The sequence below is a fragment of the Micromonospora sp. NPDC007230 genome (genome assembly GCF_042869115.1).
GTDB lineage: Bacteria > Actinomycetota > Actinomycetes > Mycobacteriales > Micromonosporaceae > Micromonospora.
This window is the reverse complement of record NZ_JBIAFE010000004.1, coordinates 183,452-206,847: the sequence shown is the minus strand read 5'-3', so window position 1 is coordinate 206,847 and position 23,396 is coordinate 183,452. Positions and strand designations below refer to the sequence as shown.

At 72.8% G+C, this 23,396-nt stretch carries 17 protein-coding genes and 1 tRNA gene; 16 read left to right on the top strand and 2 right to left on the bottom strand.

Annotated elements, in window-relative coordinates; translation table 11 throughout:
• Nucleotides 1–123 precede the first annotated feature (123 nt).
• Together ACFYML_RS08070 and ACFYML_RS08065 are read left to right on the top strand one after the other, a co-directional pair.
• Nucleotides 124–198 (top strand) — tRNA-Leu (locus tag ACFYML_RS08070).
• Nucleotides 199–281: 83 nt separating this feature from the next.
• A complete protein-coding gene (locus ACFYML_RS08065) occupies nucleotides 282–812 on the top strand; it encodes a GNAT family N-acetyltransferase (protein ID WP_387419890.1) in 531 nt (176 codons plus the stop codon).
• A 97-nt stretch (nucleotides 813–909) separates the two neighbouring features.
• Here the strand turns inward: ACFYML_RS08065 and ACFYML_RS08060 are convergent, their stop codons facing one another.
• Nucleotides 910–1,743 carry a class I SAM-dependent methyltransferase gene (locus ACFYML_RS08060; protein ID WP_387419889.1) on the bottom strand — a complete coding sequence of 278 codons (834 nt, stop codon included), beginning with the start codon at nucleotides 1,741–1,743 and terminating at the stop codon, nucleotides 910–912.
• A 127-nt stretch (nucleotides 1,744–1,870) separates the two neighbouring features.
• Here ACFYML_RS08060 and ACFYML_RS08055 point away from each other — a divergent pair, with 127 nt between their 5' ends.
• From ACFYML_RS08055 to ACFYML_RS08020, 8 genes are all read left to right on the top strand, one after another.
• On the top strand, nucleotides 1,871–2,941 hold the full coding sequence (locus ACFYML_RS08055; protein ID WP_387419888.1) for an LCP family protein: 1,071 nt from the start codon (nucleotides 1,871–1,873) through the stop codon (nucleotides 2,939–2,941).
• A gap of 453 nt (nucleotides 2,942–3,394) precedes the next feature.
• Complete coding sequence (locus ACFYML_RS08050; protein WP_387420012.1) at nucleotides 3,395–4,762, top strand: sugar transferase; 1,368 nt, start codon at nucleotides 3,395–3,397, stop codon at nucleotides 4,760–4,762.
• Between the two features lie 99 nt (nucleotides 4,763–4,861).
• On the top strand, nucleotides 4,862–5,827 hold the full coding sequence (locus ACFYML_RS08045) for a glycosyltransferase family 2 protein (RefSeq protein WP_387419887.1): 966 nt from the start codon (nucleotides 4,862–4,864) through the stop codon (nucleotides 5,825–5,827).
• Nucleotides 5,827–6,894, top strand: coding sequence for a glycosyltransferase (locus ACFYML_RS08040; protein ID WP_387419886.1), 1,068 nt, complete (start codon nucleotides 5,827–5,829; stop codon nucleotides 6,892–6,894). Before ACFYML_RS08045 ends, ACFYML_RS08040 begins: the two co-directional genes overlap by 1 nt.
• On the top strand, nucleotides 6,891–8,240 hold the full coding sequence (locus tag ACFYML_RS08035; RefSeq protein WP_387419885.1) for a lipopolysaccharide biosynthesis protein: 1,350 nt from the start codon (nucleotides 6,891–6,893) through the stop codon (nucleotides 8,238–8,240). Before ACFYML_RS08040 ends, ACFYML_RS08035 begins: the two co-directional genes overlap by 4 nt.
• A 1-nt stretch (nucleotide 8,241) precedes the next feature.
• Complete coding sequence (locus tag ACFYML_RS08030) at nucleotides 8,242–9,594, top strand: O-antigen ligase family protein (RefSeq protein WP_387419884.1); 1,353 nt, start codon at nucleotides 8,242–8,244, stop codon at nucleotides 9,592–9,594.
• Nucleotides 9,595–9,667: 73 nt separating this feature from the next.
• The gene (locus tag ACFYML_RS08025) at nucleotides 9,668–11,779 is read left to right on the top strand and encodes an acyltransferase family protein (RefSeq protein WP_387419883.1); all 2,112 of its coding nucleotides are present in this window, start codon (nucleotides 9,668–9,670) and stop codon (nucleotides 11,777–11,779) included.
• Nucleotides 11,780–11,882: 103 nt separating this feature from the next.
• Nucleotides 11,883–13,013 carry a glycosyltransferase family 4 protein gene (locus tag ACFYML_RS08020; protein WP_387419882.1) on the top strand — a complete coding sequence of 377 codons (1,131 nt, stop codon included), beginning with the start codon at nucleotides 11,883–11,885 and terminating at the stop codon, nucleotides 13,011–13,013.
• 47 nt (nucleotides 13,014–13,060) lie between these two features.
• Here the strand turns inward: ACFYML_RS08020 and ACFYML_RS08015 are convergent, their stop codons facing one another.
• The gene (locus ACFYML_RS08015; protein ID WP_387419881.1) at nucleotides 13,061–15,283 is read right to left on the bottom strand and encodes a trypsin-like peptidase domain-containing protein; all 2,223 of its coding nucleotides are present in this window, start codon (nucleotides 15,281–15,283) and stop codon (nucleotides 13,061–13,063) included.
• A gap of 150 nt (nucleotides 15,284–15,433) precedes the next feature.
• Here ACFYML_RS08015 and ACFYML_RS08010 point away from each other — a divergent pair, with 150 nt between their 5' ends.
• The 6 genes from ACFYML_RS08010 to hutH are packed head-to-tail and all read left to right on the top strand — an operon-like array spanning nucleotide 15,434 to nucleotide 23,348.
• Nucleotides 15,434–16,279, top strand: coding sequence for a MurR/RpiR family transcriptional regulator (locus ACFYML_RS08010; protein WP_073832380.1), 846 nt, complete (start codon nucleotides 15,434–15,436; stop codon nucleotides 16,277–16,279).
• A gap of 12 nt (nucleotides 16,280–16,291) precedes the next feature.
• A complete protein-coding gene (gene hutU, locus ACFYML_RS08005; RefSeq protein ID WP_387419880.1) occupies nucleotides 16,292–17,947 on the top strand; it encodes a urocanate hydratase in 1,656 nt (551 codons plus the stop codon).
• Nucleotides 17,948–18,002: 55 nt separating this feature from the next.
• Nucleotides 18,003–19,202 carry an allantoate amidohydrolase gene (locus ACFYML_RS08000; protein ID WP_387419879.1) on the top strand — a complete coding sequence of 400 codons (1,200 nt, stop codon included), beginning with the start codon at nucleotides 18,003–18,005 and terminating at the stop codon, nucleotides 19,200–19,202.
• Nucleotides 19,199–20,551: a formimidoylglutamate deiminase gene (locus tag ACFYML_RS07995; protein WP_387420011.1), complete on the top strand. Its 1,353-nt coding sequence runs from the start codon at nucleotides 19,199–19,201 to the stop codon at nucleotides 20,549–20,551. The genes ACFYML_RS08000 and ACFYML_RS07995 overlap by 4 nt, the downstream gene beginning before the upstream one ends.
• Nucleotides 20,548–21,816 (top strand): imidazolonepropionase, encoded by a 1,269-nt coding sequence (gene hutI, locus ACFYML_RS07990; protein WP_387419878.1) that lies wholly within the window; start codon nucleotides 20,548–20,550, stop codon nucleotides 21,814–21,816. The genes ACFYML_RS07995 and hutI overlap by 4 nt, the downstream gene beginning before the upstream one ends.
• On the top strand, nucleotides 21,813–23,348 hold the full coding sequence (gene hutH / locus ACFYML_RS07985) for a histidine ammonia-lyase (RefSeq protein WP_387419877.1): 1,536 nt from the start codon (nucleotides 21,813–21,815) through the stop codon (nucleotides 23,346–23,348). The genes hutI and hutH overlap by 4 nt, the downstream gene beginning before the upstream one ends.
• Nucleotides 23,349–23,396: the final 48 nt, after the last annotated feature.

Here is a 23,396-nt window from a genome sequence, read left to right as displayed (position 1 = left end):
GGCTGTGGTGGCTCCGGATGTGGTCTACGATCCGGAGGCTGTGACACCGACCGCCTTCCCGATCGGCAGACGCCTGCGGCGTAGGCCAGAATGGCCGTGGAAGACGACGGTGTTCACCGTGAAGGGGCCGTAGCCCAACTGGCAGGAGGCATGCGGTTTAGGTCCGCACCAGTGCGGGTTCGAGTCCCGCCGGCCCTACGTCTCCATGGCGCCGTGTCAGGTGGTGTCGTGAAGGTCACGAAGGTGGGTTCACGCCGCGCCATTCCCGCAGGATGGCGGGCGTGAACCTGCGCTTCGTCCTCGACCCCGAACTCACCCCCGAGCTGCGCGAGCAGATCGTCGCCCTCTGGGTGGACGTCACCAACACTGGCGGTGCGGTCGGCTTCGTGGCTCCGGTGACGGCGGCCGAGGTCCGGCCCCTCGCCGAGGAGACCTTCGCGGGTCTGGCCGACGGGCCGGACCGGCTGCTGGTGGGCTACGCGGGGGACCGCCTGGTCGGCATCCTGATCATCTCCGACAACCGGTTCCATCTGAAGACCCACTGGCGGGTGCTCAAGCGGGTGATGGTGCATCCCGACACCCAGGGCCGGGGGTACGGCGCGGCGCTGATGCGCGAGGCCGAGCGGATCGGCCGGGAGTTGGGCCTGGCGGCGCTGCACGTGACGGTGCGGGACGGCCTGGGCCTGGGCGCGTTCTACGGCCGGCTCGGCTACCGGGAGGTGGGGCGGCTGCCCGCCGCGCTGCGCCTCGTCCCCGGCGACGACCGGGACGAGGTCTTGATGTGGCTCGACCTGGGCACCGCAGCGGCCTGACCGTTCCGGCAGTGTCGACAGCCGCGGCGGGCGGTCGATGCTGCCGGAGCTCTGGCGGCCCGGACAAGCGGCCTGACCGAGAGCTAAGGCGCGACCGTCACCAGGCGACGCCGATCCCGTCGCCCGGGTACCAGTGCCGGGCCGGGGTCTCCCGGTATGCGAGGAACCGGCGGCCGGTGCGTTCGGCGTGCTGGGCGAGGACGTTGGTGATCGTGGCGTTGTCGGTGAGCAGCATCGCCGCGGGAGCGAGCTGCGCCTCGATCGCGGCGAACTCGCGCTGCTCGTGCCCCCGGCTGTGGTCGCTGTCGTGCAGGAAGAGGTCGACCGGCCGGTCCAGTGCGTTGATGGAGGCGATGGAGTCGCCGATGACGAGGTCGACCACGTCGGCCCACGGGGCGGCTTTGGCGAGGTAGCCGGCCTCGGGGTTGATGTCGAGCGAGGTGAGCCGGCCGGGGTGCCCTTCGGCGGTGTTGCGCAGCAGGGCGGCGGCCAGGACGCAGCTGCCGAGGCCCTTGTCCACGCCGGTCTCGACGACGTGGGCGGGTTTGCGGGCGCGGACGATGGCGTACCAGCCGATCCGGCGGGCGTAGCGGACCTGCCGGTCGGCCAGGCCGCGCCGGGACGCGGTGGCGGTGGAGGTCTCGATGTGCCCGCGCAGCTTGTCGTCGCCTTCGAGTTCGGCGAACCAGCCGCGCACCTGCCCGACGGGGACGTCGCACACGACGCTGACGAACCAGGCGAGGTGGTGCTGGCTCAGGGTGGTCAGGTCGTACGTGTAGTTGTGATGCTCGCGGGAGGTGAGCAGCCAGCGGGCGGAGGCGCGCAGCACCTTGCCGTCGTGCCGGGCGACCTTGGCCAGGCGGGTCGGGAAGGCGGCGACCGGAGCCAGCCGGGTGCGGGCGATGGCCCGACGGAGCTTCGTTGCGTCCACCTGTGCGGTTGTATCAGGTTGGGCGGGCGACTGGCGAGAGAAGTTTCCAGACGCCGATCGGGTGGGTGGCACCGGCCGGTCGGACGAGGGTCGGTGCGGCGGAGCGTGTGTCAGTAGCATCTCCGCCATGTCAGATCGCCAGCAGACCGTCGACGACGACCCGCGCTTTCTCGGATCCCCAATGGAACATGACGGCGCGCAGCAGCCGTCCGTCCCGGCTCCGCGTCGCCGGCGTGGCCGGCGGATCGTCCTGATCAGCCTGCTGGTGGTGGCGCTGCTGGCCGGCGGCGGTCTGATCGCCGGTGGGATCTATCTGAAATCGGTGGAGTCCGACATCGATCGGGTCGACGCCTTCACCGGTGTCCCCGCGCAGGAGCGCCCCGTGGCCGGGGCCAAGGGGGCCCAGAATCTCCTGATCCTGGGCAGCGACTCCCGTGACCCGGAGAACACCGCCGGGTCACGGACCGACACCATCATCGTGGCTCACCTCCCGGCGGACAGGTCGAGCGCGCAGCTGATCTCGATCCCCCGCGACACCTGGGTGCCGATTCCGCGGTCGGCGGACGGCCAGCACGGGGGTCGGGACGCGAAGATCAATGCCGCCTTCGCCTGGGGCGGCGTCCCGCTGATGGTGCAGACGGTGGAGAAGTTCACCGGCGTCCGGATCGACCACGTGGCGATCATCGACTTCGCCGGCTTCAAGGAGATCATCGATGCTCTCGGCGGCGTCAACGTCGACGTGGAGAAGTCGTTCACCTCGATCCACCCGCCGCACCGCTCCTTCCAGGCTGGGCCGCAACTGCTCGATGGTGAAGCGGCCCTCGACTACTCCCGCCAGCGCAAGCAGTTCGCGGACGGCGACTTCGCCCGGATCCGGCACCAGCAGCAGGTGATCAAGGCGATCCTGGACAAGGCCGCCTCCGGGGGCATCCTCGCCAATCCCGCGAAGCTGAACGCCTTCCTCAAGGCGACGTCGAGTTCGGTGTCGGTGGACAAGGGGATGTCACTGTTCGACATGGGGATGCAGATGCGCGGGGTGCGCGGCAACAACCTGTCCTTCCTCACCAGCCCGACGAAGGGCACCGGCCGCATCGGCAGCGAGAGCGTGGTGCTCGCGGACCCCGCCCGGGTGAAGAGCTGCTACGACGCGGTGCGGCGGGACGCGGTCGAGGAGATCAAGGAATACGCCCGGAAGTGATCCGCCGACGGCGGGCCGGAAGGTGCGACGGGGTGGCGGGGTCGAATGATCCCGCCACCCCGTTTCCGTCGGCAGGCGCGGCACGGATCGTGCTGACGGTCCACAAGGGGGTCCACGAACTGAGACCGCCGCCACGCCGTTCGTCGGAAGATGATCAAGGGCGACGGAAAGTAGGAGGTTGGATCGTCCTGCCGGCTGAGGTGCCCTCCTCACCCCGGCCGTATCCTGCGTTCGCCCAGTCAGCCGCAACGGCCAGGCGAGGGCGTCACGGGGGAAGGACCAACAATGTCACAGCAACCGGCGGTGGGCGACCGCATCGTCGGCACGGATGGCGCTGCCGGGCACTCTCTTGCGGCCGGAAACGGCGGCGCCGAGAGTCCGCGCGCCACCCCGCCGTTCCTGGAAACCCGGCGGCCCGATGCGCCGCCCGCGCCCGATTCCGGCCGGCCGGGGATGGACACCACGACGGTGCTGCCGTATGCCGGGTCCCGGGCCTCCCGTCGTACCCGGGCGCTGCGGGCGTGGATGATGACGGCGCCGGTCGACGTCGCCGCGCTGCTGGCCCCGCTGCTGCTGACGCAGCAGTACTGGCGCGGAACCCTGGTCATGGCCGGTCTGACGGTCGTGTTCTTCGCCGCCGGTGGGCTCTACCACGCGCGGCGCCACGTCAGCATCCTGGACGAGCTGCCGAGTCTCTGCGGGCGGCTACTCGCCTCGGCGGCGGTGGTCGCGATGATCGCGGCCCTGCGGCACGAGTCGGCGGAGTACGTCCTGGGCTTCACGCGCGGCGTCGGTATCGCCGCCGGGCTGGTCATCGTGGGGCGGGTGGGCACCCGGGAGTTCGCCATCATCGCCCGCAAGCGTCGGTGGGTGGAGCACAACGCGATCGTCATCGGCAGCGGGCCGACGGCCGTGGAGCTTGGCCGGCTGCTGCGCCGCTACCCGCAGTACGGCCTGCGCTTCGTCGGCTGCGTCGACACCCCGTCCCGGCCTGGTCCAGGCGCCCACCCGCTCATCGGCGGCCTTGACGAGCTGGAGTACCTTGTCCGACTGCTCGAGTGCGACGTGCTCATCGTCGCCGACCCGGACTGCCCGGAGTCGGTGCTGATGGAGGTACTGCGCCGACCGGCGACCGCGGGTTGCGACCTGTGGGCGGTGCCCCGGCTCTGGGGCTCCCGTTCCCATGGCGACCACATCGGGGCGATCCCGATCGTCAAGATCGGCGACACCACGCTCTCCGGGCCGCGGTGGGCGCTCAAGCGCGCCTCGGATGTCGCGTTCGCCTCCACGGCGCTGCTGCTGCTGAGCCCGATCCTGCTGCTCTGCGCGATCGCGGTGCTCATCGACGGCGGGCCGGGCATCTTCTTCCGGCAGGAACGGATCGGTCGGCACGGCAAGCCGTTCCACATCATCAAGTTCCGCTCGATGCGTCCGGTGGACGAGCGCGAGTCGCAGACGAACTGGTCGATCGCGCACGACCGGCGGGTCGGGCCGATCGGGCGGTTCCTGCGCCGTACCTCGCTGGACGAGCTGCCGCAGCTGTGGAACATCCTGCGCGGCGACATGAGCGTGGTCGGGCCGCGCCCCGAGCGTCCGTTCTTCGTGGAGAAGTTCTCCGCCGAGTACCCCACCTACGCGATGCGTCACCGGGTGCCCGTGGGGCTCACCGGCCTGGCGCAGGTCAGCGGGTTGCGCGGGGACACCCCCATCTCCGACCGCGCCCGGTTCGACAACTACTACATCGAGAACTGGTCCCTGTGGCTGGACATGAAGGTGCTGCTGCGCACGGTGGCGGAAGTGTTCCGCGGCGGTGGTCGCTGAGCGTCCCCCGCCAGCCGGCCCGTGAGGCGCACTCCGGGCCGACCCGACACGTGGTTCCGCCGCGGCGGCCGAACCACCCCTGATCACCTGGAGAAAGCCTTGCCGGACGTTTCGGTCGTCATCCCCACGACGGGCAGGCCCAGCGTCGCCGAGGCGGTACGCAGTGCCCGCGCCCAGCGCGGGGTGTCCGTGCACGTCGTGGTCGTCTGCGACCTCGCCGAGGTGCCCGCCACCGTGCGTGAGCTGCGCGGCGAGGTGGACGAGGTGGTGTGCACCGGCGGGGGCCGGCGCGGCTCGTACGCCCGCAATGTCGGGGTTGCACACGCCGCTCCGGGCAGCCACGTGGCGTTCCTCGACGACGACGACGCCTGGCTGCCGGGCAAGCTGGCCGCGCAGGTGCCGGTGCTGGAACAGCTCGCCGCCCAAGGCTGGCGACCCGTCGTGTCGTCCCGGATCCTGCAGCGCAAGGCCGGCGGCGAACCGCTCCCGACGGCTGCGCCGGACACGCTGATCGCCGATGGCGCCCGGCCTGAGGACTACCTCTTCCGCCGCCGTCGGCTCGGCGTCGGCCGCCAGTCGATACCCACGTCGACGCTGCTCACGACGGCCGAGCTGGCCACCGAATGCCGCTGGGACGAGACGCTGCCTCGGCACCAGGACTGGGACTGGCTGATCCGGGCAGCCCGCCTGCCCGGTGCCAGGATCACCCAGGTGCCGGAAGCCACGGCGGTCTACACCGTCGGCAGCCCCGGATCGATCTCGGCCGGCGCGGACTGGCGTACGTCGTGGCAGTGGGCGCAGCGGTGGGAGGGAGTGTGGGCCCGGGAGACCTTCTCCGACTTCATCGCCGCGCAGACCCTCCGCTACGCCTTGCAGGCCAGGGACTGGGAGGGTGTCCGGGAGATGGTACGGGCGATCCGACGGAACTCGGCCCCCTCCGCCCCCAACGCCGCGCTGGCCGCGCTCGGTATGGTGCCACGGGCCACTCTCGAGCGCATCGCGATGCGGCGGTCGCGGACGGCCACCGAATCCACCATCCCCCGACAGACGGGCCGATCCAGCTGATGCACCTGCACTTCGTACTGCCCCAGCTGGAGCCGCTCTACGGCATGGAGCGCGCCGCGGTGCTGCTGATGCGAGGGCTGCAGGCGCAGGGCGTCACGGTCTCCGCGACCGTCCTGTCCCGGGCCATCCCGCCGGGCCTTGCGGACCTCGACATCGACCATCTCGGCATGGGCACCCGAATCACCCGCCTGGTGGAGGCCGTCCCGCCGCTGCGCCGGCGGTTGCGCGCCCTCCCGGCCGAGGTGGAGATCGTGTCGAGCGGCCTCTGGGCGACCGTTCCCGTCAGCGCCGCGCTGGCCAGCACGGGCCGCGACTTCGTCGCCTGGGAGCATTCCCTGCTTCCCGAGCGGCTTCGGATCGACCGGCGGGTTCGGGCGCTCGCCAGGATGACCCGGATCGGCGCCCTGCGCCCCCGGCTGGTCGTCGCGGTCTCCGACGGGGTGGCGCGGACGGTCTGGCAGGGCGCACCGAAGCAATCGGTCGTCACGATCACCAACCCGATGCCACTGGCCGGGTTCGTCCCGCCTCGCGAGATCGCCGACCGGGCGCGGATCGGCCTGCTCACGACCGCCGCGTTCCGCCCGTACAAGAACCACGCCGCCGCGCTGGCCGCGCTGGCCCGGCTGCCGGAGAACTACCACCTGACCCTGGCCGGGGACGGTGAGGAGCGGCAGATGCTGGAGGCGCGGGCGCGCGAGCTGGGCATCGCGCACCGGACCACGTTCCTGGGCCGGGTGCCGGGCGTGGCCAGGCTTCTCGCGGAAGCGGACCTGCTGGTGCATCCTTCCCGCGCCGAGACCTTCGGATTCAGCCTCGTCGAGGCGGCCGAGGCCGGTCTGCCGGTCGCCACCCTCCCGATGCCCGCGATGGACGAGCTGATCCCGGCCCTGGTGCCCGGCACGCTGGCCGCGGAGCCGACGCCAGACGCGCTGGCCGAGGCGGTCCTGCGGATGACGGGCGATGAGCGTCCCACTCTCGCGGACTTCGAGAAGGCCTGGCGAGCGCGGTGCGAGGCGCTCGACCCGGCCACGGTGAGCCGCCGGTGGGTGGAGGTGCTGGACCGATGACGGTCGCCGACCGCACTGCCGGCCAGGTGGGCGCGGAGCCGCCCGCCGCCGCGCCGGTGCGCCCCGCCGCCGGCCGCGGCGACGGTTTCCTGCGCAAGTCCGGCAAGTTCCTGACTGGAACCCTGCTGCGCACGGTCGCCCAGGGCGCGCTGTTCGTGCTGCTGGCGCGCGAGATGTCGATCGACAAGTACGGCCTCTTCGTCGGCGTCACCGCGCTCGTGGCGGTGGTGTCACCGTTCGCGTCGGCCGGCGCGCCGAGCCTCATCATCCAGAACTTCGCGGACTCACCGTCCGACTGGCCTCGCCATCTGGCCCGCGGCCTGTTCCTGTCCACGATTTTCGGCTCCGGTGCCACGGTGCTGGTGGCGGCTGCGGGCCTCGCCATCTGGGGTGCCGACGTCGGGCTCGTCGACCTCCTCTGTCTCGCCTTCGCGGACCTGGTCGCCTGGCGGCTCATCGAAGCCGTCGGAGCCTCGATCCATGTCCGGGGCCGGGTCCTGCTGGCCTCCCTCCTTCCCGCCTTCCTCCACCTCAGCCGGCTAGCCGGCGCCGTGGCGCTGGCCATGTCGGGCGGGCCCATCACGCTGCACGGGTGGGCGACGACGTCTGTCGTACTGTCCGTCGTCGTGTGCCTGCCGGTGGTCCTCGGTGGCCTGCGCGGCGCGGGCCACGGTGCACTGAGCGTCCGGGGCTCGCTCACCCAGGCACGTACCGGGATGCTCTTCGCCGTCGGGCTCTCGGCCCAGTCGATCTACAACGACATCGACAAGGTCATGCTCTCCCGCATCGGCACCGCGGAGAGCGCCGCCATCTACGCCGCGGCCTACCGCGTGGTCGACCTCGCGTACACGCCGGCCCGGTCCATGGGCGCCATCGCCTACCCCCGGTTCTTCGAAGCGGGGCGCGACGGTCCGCGGGGAGCGCTGCGGATGGCCCGTGGACTGCTGCCGCGCTTCCTGGCGTTCAGCGTGCCGGTGAGCCTGCTGCTGGTTGCGCTCGCCTGGATGATGCCGCTGGTCTTCGGGCCCGACTTCGAGGCGGCCACCCCGGCGCTGCAGGGGCTGAGCGCGCTGCTGGTGCTGAAGTCGCTGCACTACCTCGCCGCGGACGCACTGTCGGGTGCCCGCTTGCAGGGGCGGCGGACCGTCTGCCAGATCAGCGTCGGAGTGATCAACGTCCTGCTGAACCTGTGGCTCATCCCAACCTATGGTTGGCAAGGCGCGATCGCCTCCAGCCTGGTGTGCGACGCGCTGCTCGCCATACTGCTCTGGGGATGCCTCGCCGCCGCTGTCCGCCGCGACCCGGCCGGCACACCCGCTCCGGGGCGTCACAGGGAAAGGGTCTGACGTGACCACGCTCTTCGGTGTGCTGCTGAGCATGGGCGGCATCTCGGTGGCTGTGTGGCTGATCCGCGCGCGGCGGTCCGTCGCCGCCACGTTCGGCAGCGGTGGGGCCGCCGTCGCGATCATCGGGTTCGCAGTGCTCGCGAACGCCGCGCCCGTGCTCGCCGGCGACAATTCGTCCGCGGTCATCGGCCTGTTGGTGCTCGGTCTGCTCGCGTGGCTGGTCGTCTCGCGGCGGGGGCAACTGCGCGGCCCGTCCGGGGTCTGGCCGCGGATCTCGCTGGGGATGGCCGGGGCGCTGCTCGTCTGGTGCCTTGGCGTCGACGTCGTCGCCGGCTCCGGCGTGTACGGGTCGAGGTTGCCGGCGTACGCCGCCGCGGGGCTGCTGCTGCTAGCGGTGTGGCTGATGGCGGCCCGCACCACCCTGAGTCTCGGGGCCATGGCCTACACCGGGCTGGCCGTCCTGTCGTTGCTGACGCTACCGGCCGCCGTAGACGGACAGGCGTGGCGTGCCTGCACCGCCGGGAAGCTGGAGAAATGCTCGCTGGCGGGGGCGTTGTTCAAGAGCTTCTACGAGTCCGAGAACTACATCGCCCTGATGGCCTCCTTCACGCTGGTTGCCGCCGTCTGCGCCCTGCGCCGCGCGGAACGGCTGGCGGCGGTGTCGTTCTGCCTGCTGATCATTGTCGCCACCGGCTCCCGGACCAGCTACCTGGCCATCGCCGCGGTGGGTGTCTGGGTGGTCGGCGCCCTGGTGCTCGAGCGACGGCGTCCGTACCCACAGATCAACTTCGCGGTCTGCGTGGCCCTGGTCGTCGGGGCCATCGGGATGGCGACCTACCTGACCTGGAGCGCGTCGAAGACCACCCTGAGCAACCGCGGCAACATCTGGATCCACGTCCGGGACTACATCGCGGGCTCGGAGGGCACCGGCGTAGGGGTCTCCAAGTGGTACTACCTCCGCGACATTGGCGAGGCGCCGTACCACTTCTTCCACTCGGGTTATGTCCTGGCCATCTTCTCTGGTGGCTTCATCGCGCTGACCCTGTGGGGCCTCTGGTTGGCCGCCCTGCTGCACGGGGCCGTCGTCGACGGCCGGGCCTTGTCCGCCAAGGCACCGGTGGTGCTCTTCGTCATCTACTCGTTCACCGAGGTTGTCTGGAATCCGCTCTCCGTTGACGGGCTGACCTGGATCTTCGTCTCGATGATGGCGACCGCGTCCGCGTTCGTACCGACGGATCCCGGCCCGGCCAAGGGACCGGTGGAGGCCGGCGACCGACCCGAACTGCTGGCCCGGCTCCGCCGGCTGACCGGCGGAACCGGTGCCGGCCGGGTCACGGCCGACGCGCGAGACTGAGCGGCAAGATCCCGAGACGTCCCCGAACGCGTCCGCACCGGCCGCAGATCCGCTGGTATCAGGGAAGGAACCGATGGCGTCAGTCCCCCTCGCGAGGCCGGTTGGCCGTGCCATCCCTCCGCGACCCGGGGCGCGCCATGCGGGCTTCCGCCCGGACATCCAGGGGCTACGCGCCTTCGCGGTCGTGGTGGTGATCCTCGACCACGTCTTCCGCTGGCCGGCCGGCGGGTTCGTCGGCGTCGACGTCTTCTTCGTCATCTCCGGCTTCCTCATCACCGGCCTGCTGTTCAAGGAACACGAGCGAATCGGCTACGTCTCATTCGTCGACTTCTACCGGCGACGGGCGCGGCGCATCCTGCCCATGGCGGTGCTGGTCCTGGTGAGCACGTATCTCGCGGCGTCGCTGCTGTTCCTCGGCGAGCGGGTCCGGTCGACGGCGTGGGACGCGCTGTGGGCCGGGCTCTTCGCGGCAAACTGGCGCTTCGCGTCCGTCGGCACCGACTACTGGCAGAACGATGGGCCCGTCTCACCGCTCCGGCACTACTGGTCGCTGGCGGTGGAAGAGCAGTTCTACGTCGTCTGGCCGGTGCTGCTCGTGCTGGTGCTCGGCATGGCCGCGTGGCGGGGCCGGTACGGGAGCCGGGCTCGGCAGGTGGCGGGCGCGGCCCTGGGAGCGGTCGTCGTCGGCTCGATCGGGTTCGCGTTCTGGGAGGTCGCCAACTCCCCGACGACCGCCTACTTCTCGGCCTTCTCCCGTGCCTGGGAACTGGGAGTCGGCGCGCTGCTGGCCGTGGCGGCACCGTGGTTGGCCCGCATACCAGCACCGGCCCGTCCGGTACTCCAGTGGCTGGGGCTGATCGGTCTGGTCGTCTCGGTTCTCACCATCACCGCGCAGACCCCCTTCCCGGTCCCAGGAGCGTTCCTGCCGGTGCTGTCGACGGCGCTGGTCATCGCCGGTGGCGTGGATGGGCAGCGGTTGATGTTCCTGTTGACCAACCCGGCCGCACGGTACGTCGGCGACGTCTCCTACTCGCTCTACCTGTGGCACTTTCCCCTGCTCATCCTGGTCGGTGCCGCGCTGCCCGATGGCGGGTACGTCACACCGCTGCTCGTACTCGGCGGCACGGCCCTGCTCTCGGTGCTCTCGTATCACCTGGTGGAGGACCCGATCCGCAGGTCGTCGTGGCTGGAGCGTCGACCGGCGGGGGCGCCCCGCCGACGGACCGGAGCAGCGCTGGTCCGGCGGGTCGCCGGCCTCGTGGCGCTGGCCGCGACCGTGGCCGCGGTCGCCACGGTGGCGCTCCGGTCACCGTCGCCGACGGTTACGGCGGAGGCGACGGCGGTCACCTCGCAGGACGAGTTGGCGGCGCAGATCCGAACGGCGCTGGACGCCACCGACTGGCCGGTGTTGACGCCCGCCGTGGGCGAACTGGGCACATTGGGCTTCACACACGGGGACGGGCGGGGGTGCCGGCCGGCGGCCCGGGACGGCAACGACTGTGCCGTCCCGACACCGCGCCCCCGCAGGCTGGCCTTCGTGGTCGGGGACTCCATCGCGACCGCCTGGCTGCCCCTGGTGCGAAAGGCCCTGGAGCCGGCGGGCTGGGTGGTCCAGGACCTGACCTACGCCGGATGCCCCTTCCTCGCCGCGGACACCGCCTCCCCGATCGAGACCATCACCCGAACCTGCCCGGGTCACCGGGAGGTGGTACGGCGACTCGTCAAGGAACTCAAACCCGAACTGGTGATCGTGAGCAACGCCTACCGCCAGCGGTTCGTCGGGGCCGGCGGGAACGCGTCGATCCCTGAGTGGGAACGCGCCACCCGTATCGCAAGGGAGGAGTGGCTGGCGGGGGCGCGGAATGTCGTCGGCATCCAGCCACCACCGGTCGGCCTGGACCCGAGAACGTGCATCACCCGGCTCTCCGCACCCCGGGACTGCGTCTCCGCACTCTCGGCGGAATACCGGTCGTACGCGACGGCCGACCGCCGCCTCTGGAGTGTCCCGGGCTCGCGGCACATCGCCACCACCGACTGGTTCTGCGCCTCAGGGCGGTGCCCGATCTTTGTGGCTGGGGTCATCGTCCGACGCGACGCCAACCACGTGACGGCGGAGTACGCCCGCAAGCTGGCGCCGCTGCTCGAAGAGGCCCTGGAGCCGGTCCTCAAGGGCATGCAGGACTAGGCGGCGAGCGCCGCGCGACATCGGTCGGTTCGCCCGGACGTGCTGGCGGGCCCGGAGTGAGGCGTCGTCGCGCCACCGGACGGCCTACGGCAGAATCCTCGCCATGAGAATCGCCGTATGCTCGGCCGAGGGGCGCGCCGACGACATCCTCACCTGGTCCGGGATCCCGGCCAACGTCGTCCGGACCATGCGGGCGCTCGACGCCGAGCACGTGGTGCTCGACGAGCCCGCGCCACTGCTCGTGCGCTCCGGGAAAGTCGTTGCGGCAGCGTCGAAGCGGGCGCGGTTCAAGCTGAACTGGGAAGTGGAACCGTGGCTCGTCCGCCGCATGACGCGTGAGGTGCAGGCGCAGGCGCAGCGGGCGAACGCCGATGTCCTCCTCCTGCTCGGGTGGCACACGCTGGGCGTCGAGGACGGCGACGTTCCCGCGGTGATCTGGACCGACGCCACCTTCGCCCAGCGGATGGAGAAAGCACCGCACTGGCAACACCTCTCCGGTCGAACCCGGCGACAGGTCGAGCCGATCGAGGGGGAGTCGCTGCGCGAGATGGCCGCAGTCATCATGTCTTCGACCGTCGCCTACGAGGACGCGATCTCGCGGTATGACCTCGACCCGTCCCGGGTCCACCGCATCGGTTTCGGCGCCAACCTGATCGGTGTGGAGGCGAAGCCGAGGGTCCCGTCGGGTGGCCCGCCCCGCCTCCTCACCGTAGGGGTGAAGTGGGAACGGAAGGGTATCGACCGGTGCGTGCTCATCGCGGACGAGTTGCGCCGCCGGGGCGTCCCGGTCCTGCTCGACGTGGTAGGCGTCCAGCCGCCGGACAACTCGTGGCGGCGCGAATACGTCACCTACCACGGGTTCCTGCACAAGGACCGGGACGAGGACCGGGGGCAGTTGGACCGCCTGTACGCGGCCGCCGACCTGTTCCTCCTACCCACCCGGAACGAGCCCTTCGGCATCGTGTTCGCCGAAGCTGCGGCGTACGCCCTGCCGTCGCTGGGCAGCGCCGTCGACGGCGTACCAGATGTGGTCCGGCACGGCCACAGCGGCATCCTCCTCCCGGTGGATGCCTCGGCCGCACAGTACGCCGACGAGATCACGGACCTGCTCGTCCGCCCGGATCGCTACGCCGAGCTGAGTCATGGCGCCGTGACGCACTACCGCGCGTCGCTCACCTGGGACAGCGCCGTGGGCGGGGTGCTCGACGTGTGCGATATCGCGGCCAAGAAGTAGCTCCCCGAGCCGGGACGTGCGCAGCAGCGGCGGCCGGAGCCCGACTGTCAGGGGTCCCGGCGCCGCCGCGACCAGGCCAGCGTGCCGAGCCCGCCCGCGAGCGCGACGGCGGCGACGACGAACAGCAGCACCACCAAGCCGGTCCGGGACGACGACTCGCCGCCCCCCTCGACGATGGCCGCCTCCCGGTACGCCTGTGCCAACGCGTTCGTGGGCGAGCCCTTCACGACGTCGTCGAACCGCGAAGCGGCGCTCGCCTTGTCGCCGGTGAAGTAGGCGTCGAGAGCACTGCGGTAGGCCCGGTCCGGCTCGCCGAGGCTGTTCTCGACGCCGGCTGCGCCGAGCAGTTCGGTCATCTTGGACACCGGCGCCACGAGGCGGTTGGCGTTGTCGGACCGGAGCAGGTCGTTGTCGAGCATTCCGACCACCCGGCCCTGCAGGTCGAGTGCGATGCCCCCACGCGAGTAGGTCCCGACGTCCTCGCTGATCCGGTAGGCCGACGACTGAAGGTCCACTTCGGTCACCTTGACCGGCTTGGACAGCACCGTGTAGGTGGCGGAGCGATAGTCGGTGTCGGTGGTGCCGTAGCCGAGAGCCAGCAGCGAGGTGTCCGGGGCGACCGTGGCGGAGGTGTTGAGCTCGACAGCGGGGAGGCTCGCCTGGTCGAGCTTGACCAGCGCCAGGTTGCCCTCATCGAGGGTGAGGGCCCGGACGACGGTACCGGGGATCGCCGGGCTGCCGGTGACGTCGCCCCTGGCCACGTTCAACTGCCCGTACAGCTTGGACTCGGGGCCCGCGCCGGCCTCGGGACCGGTGAAGACGGTGCTCGACTTCCGGGCCCGGGTGTAGCCACTGACGTCCCCGGCCTTCAACTTGCCGTCGGCGACGAGGGCCCGGGCCAGGGCGTCGAGCGCGTGGTCGCGCATGATGTCCGGGGAGGGCCGCACGCACTGGCCGTTGGTGAGGACTTGCCCGTCGTGGTTGACGACGACCCCGGTGCAACGGCGGCTGAAGGTGAACGGCTCCGGGTGCAGCAGGCGGTTATCCTGTTTGTTGCGGACGTAACCGGTGATGATGGTCTCCAGGAAGACCATCGAGGGCGCCGCGGTGGCGAGGGCCCGCTCCTCCTGGCTACGCGGCGCGGCCTCCGCCCAAGGCTTGAGGCCGGGCGCGGGCGGGGTGGCCGTGGCGGTGACCGTAGGAGCGGCCTCCGGCTCCCCCACGGTGCTGACCCAGAGGCCCGCTCCGCCACCGACGACGGCCACCAGGAGCAGCGCGGCGACCGCGGCCCAGAGGCCCCGCTGCCGCTTCGGCGGCTCGGAGGGCTGGATTCGGCGGCCCGGCGCCGCGAACGGGTCGTACTGCGGAACCCCGGCGGGCGGACCGACCTGCACGGTCGGCAGCTGAACAGTCGCGTCGGCTGCCGGCCAGGCCGGAACGCCCGGCGCGGGCACACCCGACGCGGGCACACCCGAGGCGGGGGCACCCGACACCGGCCCGCCCGACGCGGGGGCACCTGACACCGGCACGCCCGACGCGGGGGCAACCGATCCGGGGGCGGCCGAAACGGGGTGCAGGGCCGAGGGGACCGGCTGCGGCGGAGACGGGGCCTGCTGCGGCACGGGGGACACCTGCTGCGGCGGCGCCGACACCTGCTGCGGCACGGGAAGCACCTGCTGCGGCGGCGCCGACACCTGCTGCGGCACGGGAAACGCCTGCTGCGGCGGCGCCGACACCTGCTGCGGCACGGGAAGCACCTGCGGTGGCGGCGCCGACACCTGCTGCGGCACGGGAAGCACCTGCTGCGGCGGGGCCGACATCTGCTGGGGCGCGACCGGCTGCGCCGGTGTCGAGAGCTGCTGTGCCTGCCTCGGGTCGCCCTGCAGCGCCCAGGGGGCGGGCTGCGACTGGTCCGCGGGCACCTGGAGCATGGCGACCGTGCCGTCCTCGTTCGCCTGCTCGCTGCGGATCTCCTGGCCCAGGGCGAAGAAGAGGTGCTCAGCCCCCGGTCCGGCGCCGGCGATGTACGCGGCCCAGGGCGCCGGAGCCGCGAAGTCGGCGGCCAGGTAGGGCTGTCCGCTACCGCCGGGCGCGGCCAGGGTGTCCGCCATGCCGGAGAACGCCTGCCGCCAGGCCGGATCCTGGGCCACCGCCGGGTCGAGCACGGCGACGGTCACCAGCCGGTCCTGCCCGTCGACGGCCCACCAGACTTTGCCGACCTGGCAAACGCCCATCACCTCGGTGAACCTGTACGGACCAACCGGCTGCATGCCCCACTCCTCTGCTCACCCGCCGTGCGGATAGTACAGAGCGGACGCACGTGCCCACTTCCCCCGGTCGCCGGGTGAATGCAGTCGAAGGTCCCCCGTCGACACGGCACGAGGTTGCGCACTGAAAGTTTTTATGCATAGAGTCTCGCTATGAATGAAAGCGGTGCGGCACCCACCGACCGCCTGCTCGACCTGTTCCACGGCGTACGGCTCACCCCCACCCAGCGCCGGATCGCGCACTGCCTGGTGCAGCACGCGGGCGCGGCGGCGTACCTGTCCGCGGCGGAGGTCGCCGAGCTGGCCGGGGTCAGCCAGCCGTCGGTGACCCGGTTCGCCATGGCGCTCGGGCACGACGGCTACCCCGCGCTGCGCCGCCGGCTGCGGGAGCTGACCACCGGTGCCGCCGACCCGGCCGACGCCGGCAACGCCCTCCAGCGGGCGGTCCGCGCCGAGCTGGGCAACCTCGACCGGCTCGCCACCCAGCTCGCCGACGCCGGCCGGATCGCCGAGGTGGGGAAGCTGCTCGCGGCCAGCCGCCCGCTGCCGGTGCTCGGGCTGCGTGCCGCCGCGCCGCTGGCCGCGTACTTCGCGTACTTCGCCGCGAAGGTGCACCCGGACGTGCGGGTCCTCGACGACGGTGGCAGCCTCCTCGCCGACCGGCTCGAACAGGCCGCCGCCGCCGGGGCGACCGCGCTGCTCGCGTTCGTGCTGCCCCGCTACCCCCGGGAGACCCTGGACGCGCTGCGCGAGGCCCGGGACGCCGGGCTGACCGTCGTGGCGATCACCGACTCCCCGGTGAGCCCGGCCACCGACCACGCCGAGGTGGTGCTCCCCGCCGCCGTCGGCACCGACCTGGTCTTCGACCTGCACACCGCGCCGATGACCCTGGCCATGGTGGTGCTCCAGGCGATCTGCGACGCCACCCCGGCCGAGACCCAGGCCCGACTCGAGGCGTTCGAGTCGTCCGCCGCCCGCCGTCAGTTGTTCCTCGGCTGAGAGGAGTAGGAAATGCACCAGCCCGTCCGCGCCGCCCGCGGCACCGCACGCACCGCGAAGGGGTGGCCGCAGGAGGCCGCGGTGCGGATGCTGATGAACAACCTCGACCCGGACGTGGCCGAGCGCCCCGAGGACCTGGTGGTCTACGGCGGCACCGGCAAGGCCGCGCGGGACTGGCCCTCGTACCACGCGCTGGTCCGGACGCTCACCGAGCTGCGCGACGACGAGACGATGCTGGTGCAGTCCGGGCGTCCGGTTGGCGTCATGCGCACCCACGAGTGGGCGCCCCGGGTGCTGCTGGCCAACTCCAACCTGGTCGGCGACTGGGCCACCTGGCCGGAGTTCCGCCGGCTGGAGCAGCTCGGCCTGACCATGTACGGGCAGATGACGGCCGGCTCCTGGATCTACATCGGCACCCAGGGCATCCTCCAGGGCACCTACGAGACGTTCGCCGCCGTCGCCGCCAAGCGCTTCAACGGAAGCCTCGCCGGCACGCTGACGCTGACCGCCGGCTGCGGCGGGATGGGCGGCGCGCAGCCCCTGGCGGTGACCATGAACGGTGGTGCCTGCCTGATCGTGGACGTGGACCGCAGCCGGCTGGAGCGCCGGGCGCACGACCGCTACCTGGACGAGATCGCCGACTCGCTGGACGACGCGGTCGAGCGGGTGCTCGCCGCGAAGCGGGACCGCCGGGCGCTCAGCGTCGGTGTGGTGGGCAACGCGGCCACCGTCTTCCCGGAGCTGCTGCGCCGGGGCGTCGCCATCGACATCGTCACCGACCAGACCAGCGCGCACGACCCGCTGTCGTACCTGCCGGAGGGGTTGGAGCTGGCCGACGCCCGCGACTACGCGAAGGCGAAGCCGGCCGAGTTCACCGACCGGGCCCGGGCGTCGATGGCGAAGCACGTCGAGGCGATGGTGGGCTTCCTCGACGCGGGTGCGGAGGTCTTCGACTACGGCAACTCGATCCGTGGCGAGGCGAAGCTCGGCGGCTACGAGCGGGCGTTCGACTTCCCCGGCTTCGTGCCGGCGTACATCCGGCCGCTGTTCTGCGAGGGGAAGGGCCCGTTCCGCTGGGCGGCGCTCTCCGGCGACCCGGCCGACATCGCGGCCACCGACCGGGCCATCCTCGACCTGTTCCCGGAGAACGAGTCCCTCGCCCGGTGGATCCGGATGGCCGGCGAGCGGGTCGCCTTCCAGGGCCTGCCGGCGCGGATCTGCTGGCTCGGCTACGGCGAGCGGGACAAGGCCGGGGTGCGGTTCAACGAGATGGTCGCCGCAGGCGAGCTGAGCGCGCCGGTGGTGATCGGCCGGGACCACCTGGACTGCGGCAGCGTCGCGAGCCCCTACCGGGAGACCGAGGCGATGGCCGACGGGTCCGACGCGATCGCCGACTGGCCGCTGCTCAACGCGCTGGTCAACACGGCCAGCGGGGCGTCCTGGGTGTCGATCCACCACGGCGGCGGGGTGGGCATCGGCCGGTCCATCCACGCCGGCCAGGTCTGCGTCGCCGACGGCAGCGCGCTGGCCGGGCAGAAGATCGAACGGGTGCTCACCAACGACCCGGCCATGGGCGTCATCCGGCACGTCGACGCCGGCTACGACGACGCCCGCGAGGTCGCCGCGCGCACCGGCGTCCGGGTGCCGATGGCGGAGGGTTCGGCGTGAGCGCGAGGAGTGCAGCGCAGCGGAGCCGCGCAGTCGCGAACAACCGGGGTGCGGCGTGACGGACCTGGCCGCCCGGTTCCGGAAGCTGTGGGACGAATTGGCCCCGGTCGGGCGGGACGCGGGCAGCGGCGGCTACCTGCGGTACGCGCTGACCGAGCCGGAACTCACGCTGCGTGCCTGGTTCCGCGAGCAGGCCGAGCAGCGGGGCATGCCGGTGCAGGAGGACGGCAACGGCAACCTCTTCGCCTGGTGGGGTGACCCGGTGGCGGGCGGGGCGGTGCTCACCGGCAGCCACTTCGACTCGGTGCCGCACGGCGGCGCGTACGACGGGCCGCTCGGCATCGTCAGCGCGTTCCTCGCCGTGGACGAGCTGCGGGCGGCTGGCGTCGCCCCGGTCCGGCCGGTGGCGGTGGCCGCGTTCGTGGAGGAGGAGGGGGGCCGCTTCGGCGTACCCTGCCTCGGGTCGCGGCTGCTCACCGGCGAGATCGCGGTGGACCGCGCGGCCGGGCTGCGCGACACCGACGGGGTGAGCTTCGCCGAGGCGCTGGGCGACCGGCCGGCGGGCGCCGACCCGGCACTGCTCGGCCGCTTCGCGGCCTTCGTGGAGCTGCACGTCGAGCAGGGCCGCGCGCTGGTCGACCAGGCCGCGCCGGTCGCCGTGGCCAGCGCCATCTGGCCGCACGGCCGCTGGCGCTTCGACTTCCACGGCGAGGGAAACCACGCGGGTACGACCCGGATGGCCGACCGTCGCGACCCGATGCTCACCTACGCGTTCACTGTGCTGGCGGCGAACAAGGAGGCCCGGCTGCGCGACGCGCACGCCACGGTCGGTCGGGTGGCCGTCGAGCCGAACGCCACCAACGCGATCCCGTCCCGGGTGACCGGTTGGCTGGACGCCCGGGCGGCCGAGCCGGAGACGCTGCACGGCCTCGTCGCGGCGGTGCGGGACAAGGCCGCCGAGCGGGCGCGGCGGGACGGCACCGAGCTGACCTGCACCGAGGAGTCGGCGACCCCGCTGGTGGCGTTCGACGGCGGGTTGGCCGACCGGTTGGCCCGGCTGCTCGACGCGCCGGTGCTGCCCACCGGGGCGGGGCACGACGCGGGCGTGCTCGCCGCGCACCTGCCCACCGCGATGCTCTTCGTCCGCAACCCGACCGGGGTGTCCCACTCCCCCGCCGAGTCCGCCACCGACGCCGACTGCGCCGCCGGGGTGACCGCCCTGGCCCGGGTGCTGGAGGAGCTGGCATGCCGCTGACCCGCTGGCTGGCCGAGTACGCCTGGCTGCCCGACCACGCCGAACCCACGCCCGACGTGCTGATCGAGGCCGAGGGCGGCCGGATCACCGCGGTCACCCCGCTGGTCCGCGGCGGCACGCCGACCGCCGGGGTCGAGGTGCTGCACGACGCGGTACGGCTGCCCGGGCTCACCCTGCCCGGCCTGGCCAACGCCCACTCGCACGCGTTCCACCGGGCACTGCGCGGGCGCACCCACGGCGGGCGGGGTGACTTCTGGAGCTGGCGGGACGTCATGTACGACGTGGCCGCCCGGCTCGACCCGGAGTCCTACCTGGCCCTGGCCCGGGCCGCGTACGCGGAGATGGCGCTCGCCGGGATCACCTGCGTCGGCGAGTTCCACTACCTGCACCACGCGCCGGACGGGACGGCGTACGACGACCCGAACGCGATGTCTGCGGCGCTGGTCGAGGCGGCCGCGCACGCGGGCATCCGGATCACCCTGCTGGACACCGCGTACCTGACCGCGGGGGTGGACGGCGCGCCGTTGGCCGGGCCGCAGCGGCGGTTCGGCGACGGGGACGCGCTGCGCTGGGCGGAGCGGGTCAGCGGGTTCACCCCGGGCAACGACCACGCCCGGGTCGGTGCGGCGATCCACTCGGTGCGGGCGGTGCCGGCGGAGCAGCTCGCCACGGTGGCCGGCTGGGCGGACCGCCAGGGCCTGCCGCTGCACGTGCACCTGTCCGAACAGCCGGCCGAGAACGACGCCTGCCGGGCCGTGCACGGCTGCACCCCGACCCGGCTGCTGGCCGACCACGGGGTGCTCGGCCGGCACACCACCGCCGTGCACGCCACCCACCCGACCAGCGCCGACATCACGTTGCTCGCGGAGAGCCGGACCGGGATCTGCCTCTGCCCCACCACCGAGCGGGACCTCGCCGACGGGATCGGGCCGGCCCGGCGGATGGCCGAGGCGGGCAGCCCGCTCAGCCTCGGCAGCGACAGCCACGCCGTGGTCGACCTGTTCGAGGAGGCCCGCGCCGTGGAGCTGGACGAGCGGTTGCGCACCCGCAGACGGGGGCACTTCACCGCCGCCGAGCTGCTCACCGCCGCCACCGTCGGCGGGCACGCCGCGCTGGGCTGGGGTGACGCCGGCCGGCTGTCGGTCGGCGACCGGGCCGACCTGGTCACCGTACGGCTGGACAGCGCCCGGACCGCCGGGGTGCCGCCGGTCGGGGCGTTCTTCGCGGCCACCGCGGCGGACGTAACGCACGTGGTGGTCGACGGGCGGACGGTGGTCGCCGACAGCCGGCACCGCACCGTCGACGTGCCCACCGAGCTGCGCGCCGCCATCGAGGAGGTGACCTCATGACCGGCTTCCCGGAGCGGCCGGTGCGGCCGGGCGACCGGCTGCGGCCGGCGGTGCGGAACTCGGGCAGCCTGCTGGTGGACAACATCGGGGAGTTGGTCACCAACTCCTTCGGGGCGGGCGCGGGCGGCCCGCTGGGCATCCGGCGCAACGCCGCCCTGCTGGTCGAGGACGGCGTGGTGGCCTGGGTCGGGTCGGCCCGCGACACCCCGGCCGCCGACCGGCGGATCGACGCCGAGGGGGCGGCGGTGCTGCCGGGCTTCGTGGACAGCCACGCCCACCTGGTCTTCGCCGGGGACCGGGCCGCCGAGTTCGCCGCCCGGATGGCCGGCGAGCCGTACACCGGGGGTGGCATCCGCACCACTGTCGGCGCCACCCGCGCCGCCGCCGACGACGAGCTGCGGGCCACCGTGCAGCGGCTGCGCGCCGAGGCGATGCGGCAGGGCACCACCACCATCGAGATCAAGAGCGGGTACGGGCTCACCGTTGCCGACGAGGCCCGCTCGCTGCGCATCGCCGCCGAGTTCAGCGAGGACACCACGTTCCTCGGCGCGCACGTGGTCCCCGCCGAGTACGCCGACCGCCCCGACGACTACGTGGGCATGGTGTGCGGACCGATGCTGGCCGCCGCCGCCCCGTACGCCCGCTGGATCGACGTGTTCTGCGAGCGGGGCGCCTTCGACGTGGACCACGCCCGAGCGATCCTCGCCTGCGGGCAGGCGGTGGGGCTGGGGGTGCGGGTGCACGCCAACCAGCTCGGCCCCGGGCCGGGCGTGCAGCTCGGGGTGGAACTCGGCGCGGCCAGCGTGGACCACTGCACGCACCTGTCCGACGCCGACGTCGAGGCGCTCGCCGCGCAGCGGGTCGACTGCATGTGCGCCGAGGGCGGGCACACCGCCACCGTCGCCACCCTGCTGCCCGGCGCGGAGTTCTCCACCCGGTCGCCGTATCCGGACGCCCGGCGGCTGCTCGACGCGGGGGTGACCGTGGCGCTGGCCACCGACTGCAACCCCGGGTCGTCGTACACGTCGTCGATGCCGTTCTGCATCGCCCTCGCCGTACGCGAGATGCGGATGACCCCGGCGGAGGCGGTCTGGGCCGCGACCGCCGGCGGGGCGGTCGCGCTGCGCCGCACCGACGTCGGGCGGCTGACCCGGGGCGCTCGGGCCGACCTGATGATCCTCGACGCCCCCTCCCACCTGCACCTGGCCTACCGGCCTGGTGTGCCCTTGATCCGCCAGGTTCTGCACAACGGAGTGCTCCAATGACCGTGACCATCCAGCCCACCGGGATCTCCCCCGCCGACGTGCTCGCCGTGGCCCGCGGCACCGCCAAGATCGTGCTCGACCCGGCCGCCGTGGACGCGATGGCGGCCAGCCGGTCCATCGTGGACGGCATCGAGGCGGCCGGCCGGCCCGTCTACGGCGTCTCCACCGGCTTCGGGGCGCTCGCCAACACCTTCGTGGCGCCCGAGCGGCGGGCCGAGCTGCAGCACGCGCTGATCCGCTCGCACGCCGCCGGAGTGGGCGCGCCGATGCCCCGCGAGGTGGTCCGGGCGATGATGCTGCTGCGGGTACGCTCGCTCGCCCTCGGCCGCTCCGGGGTCCGGCCGCTGGTCGCCGAGGCCCTGGTGGACCTGCTCAACCACGAGGTCACCCCGTGGGTGCCCGAGCACGGCTCGCTCGGCGCCTCCGGTGACCTGGCCCCGCTGGCGCACTGCGCGCTGGTGCTGCTCGGCGAGGGCTGGGTGCTCGGCCCGGCCGGGGAGCGGATCCCCGGCGGTGAGGCGCTGCGCCGGGTCGGCCTCGCCCCGATCGAGCTGGCCGCCAAGGAGGGGCTGGCGCTGATCAACGGCACCGACGGTATGCTCGGCATGCTGCTGCTGGCCATCCACGACGCCCGGCACCTGTTCACCATGGCCGACGTCACCGCCGCGCTGGCGATCGAGGCGATGCTGGGCTCGGAGCGGCCGTTCCTGCCCGAGCTGCACGCCATCCGGCCGCATCCGGGCCAGGCGGAGTCGGCGGCGAACATCCACCGGCTGCTGCAGCAGTCGGCGGTGATGGACTCGCACCGGGACGACCTGGCGCACGCCGTGCAGGACGCGTACTCGATGCGGTGCGCTCCGCAGGTGGCCGGGGCGGCCCGGGACACCCTGGACTTCGTCGCGACCGTCGCCGGGCGGGAGCTGCTGTCCGTGGTGGACAACCCGGTGGTGCTGCCGGACGGGCGGGTCGAGTCGACCGGCAACTTCCACGGCGCGCCGCTCGGCTTCGCCGCCGACTACCTGGCCATCGCCGCGGCTGAGGTGGGCGCGATCGCCGAACGGCGGGTGGACCGGCTGCTCGACGTCACCCGCTCCCGGGAGTTGCCCGCGTTCCTCTCCCCCGACGCCGGGGTCAACTCCGGGTTGATGATCGCCCAGTACACGGCGGCCGGGATCGTCGCCGAGAACCGGCGGCTGGCCGCGCCCGCGTCGGTGGACTCGCTGCCGACCAGCGGCATGCAGGAGGACCACGTCTCGATGGGCTGGGCGGCGGCCAAGAAGCTGCGGACCGTGCTGGACAACCTGACCAGCCTGCTGGCCGTGGAGCTGCTGGCCGCCGTACGCGGGCTCCAGCTCCGCGCGCCGCTGACCCCGTCGCCGGCGGGTCGCGCGGCGCTGGCCGCGCTGCGCGAGGTGGTGGGCGAGCCGGGGCCGGACGTGTTCCTGGCCCCGCTCATGGAGGCCGCCCGCGAGGTGGTGCGCGGTCCCGAGCTGCGCGCGGCGATCGAACGGGAGGTCGGTCCGCTCGGCTGACCGGATCCCCGGCCGGTCCGGTCCACCTTGGAAGGGTGGACCGGACCA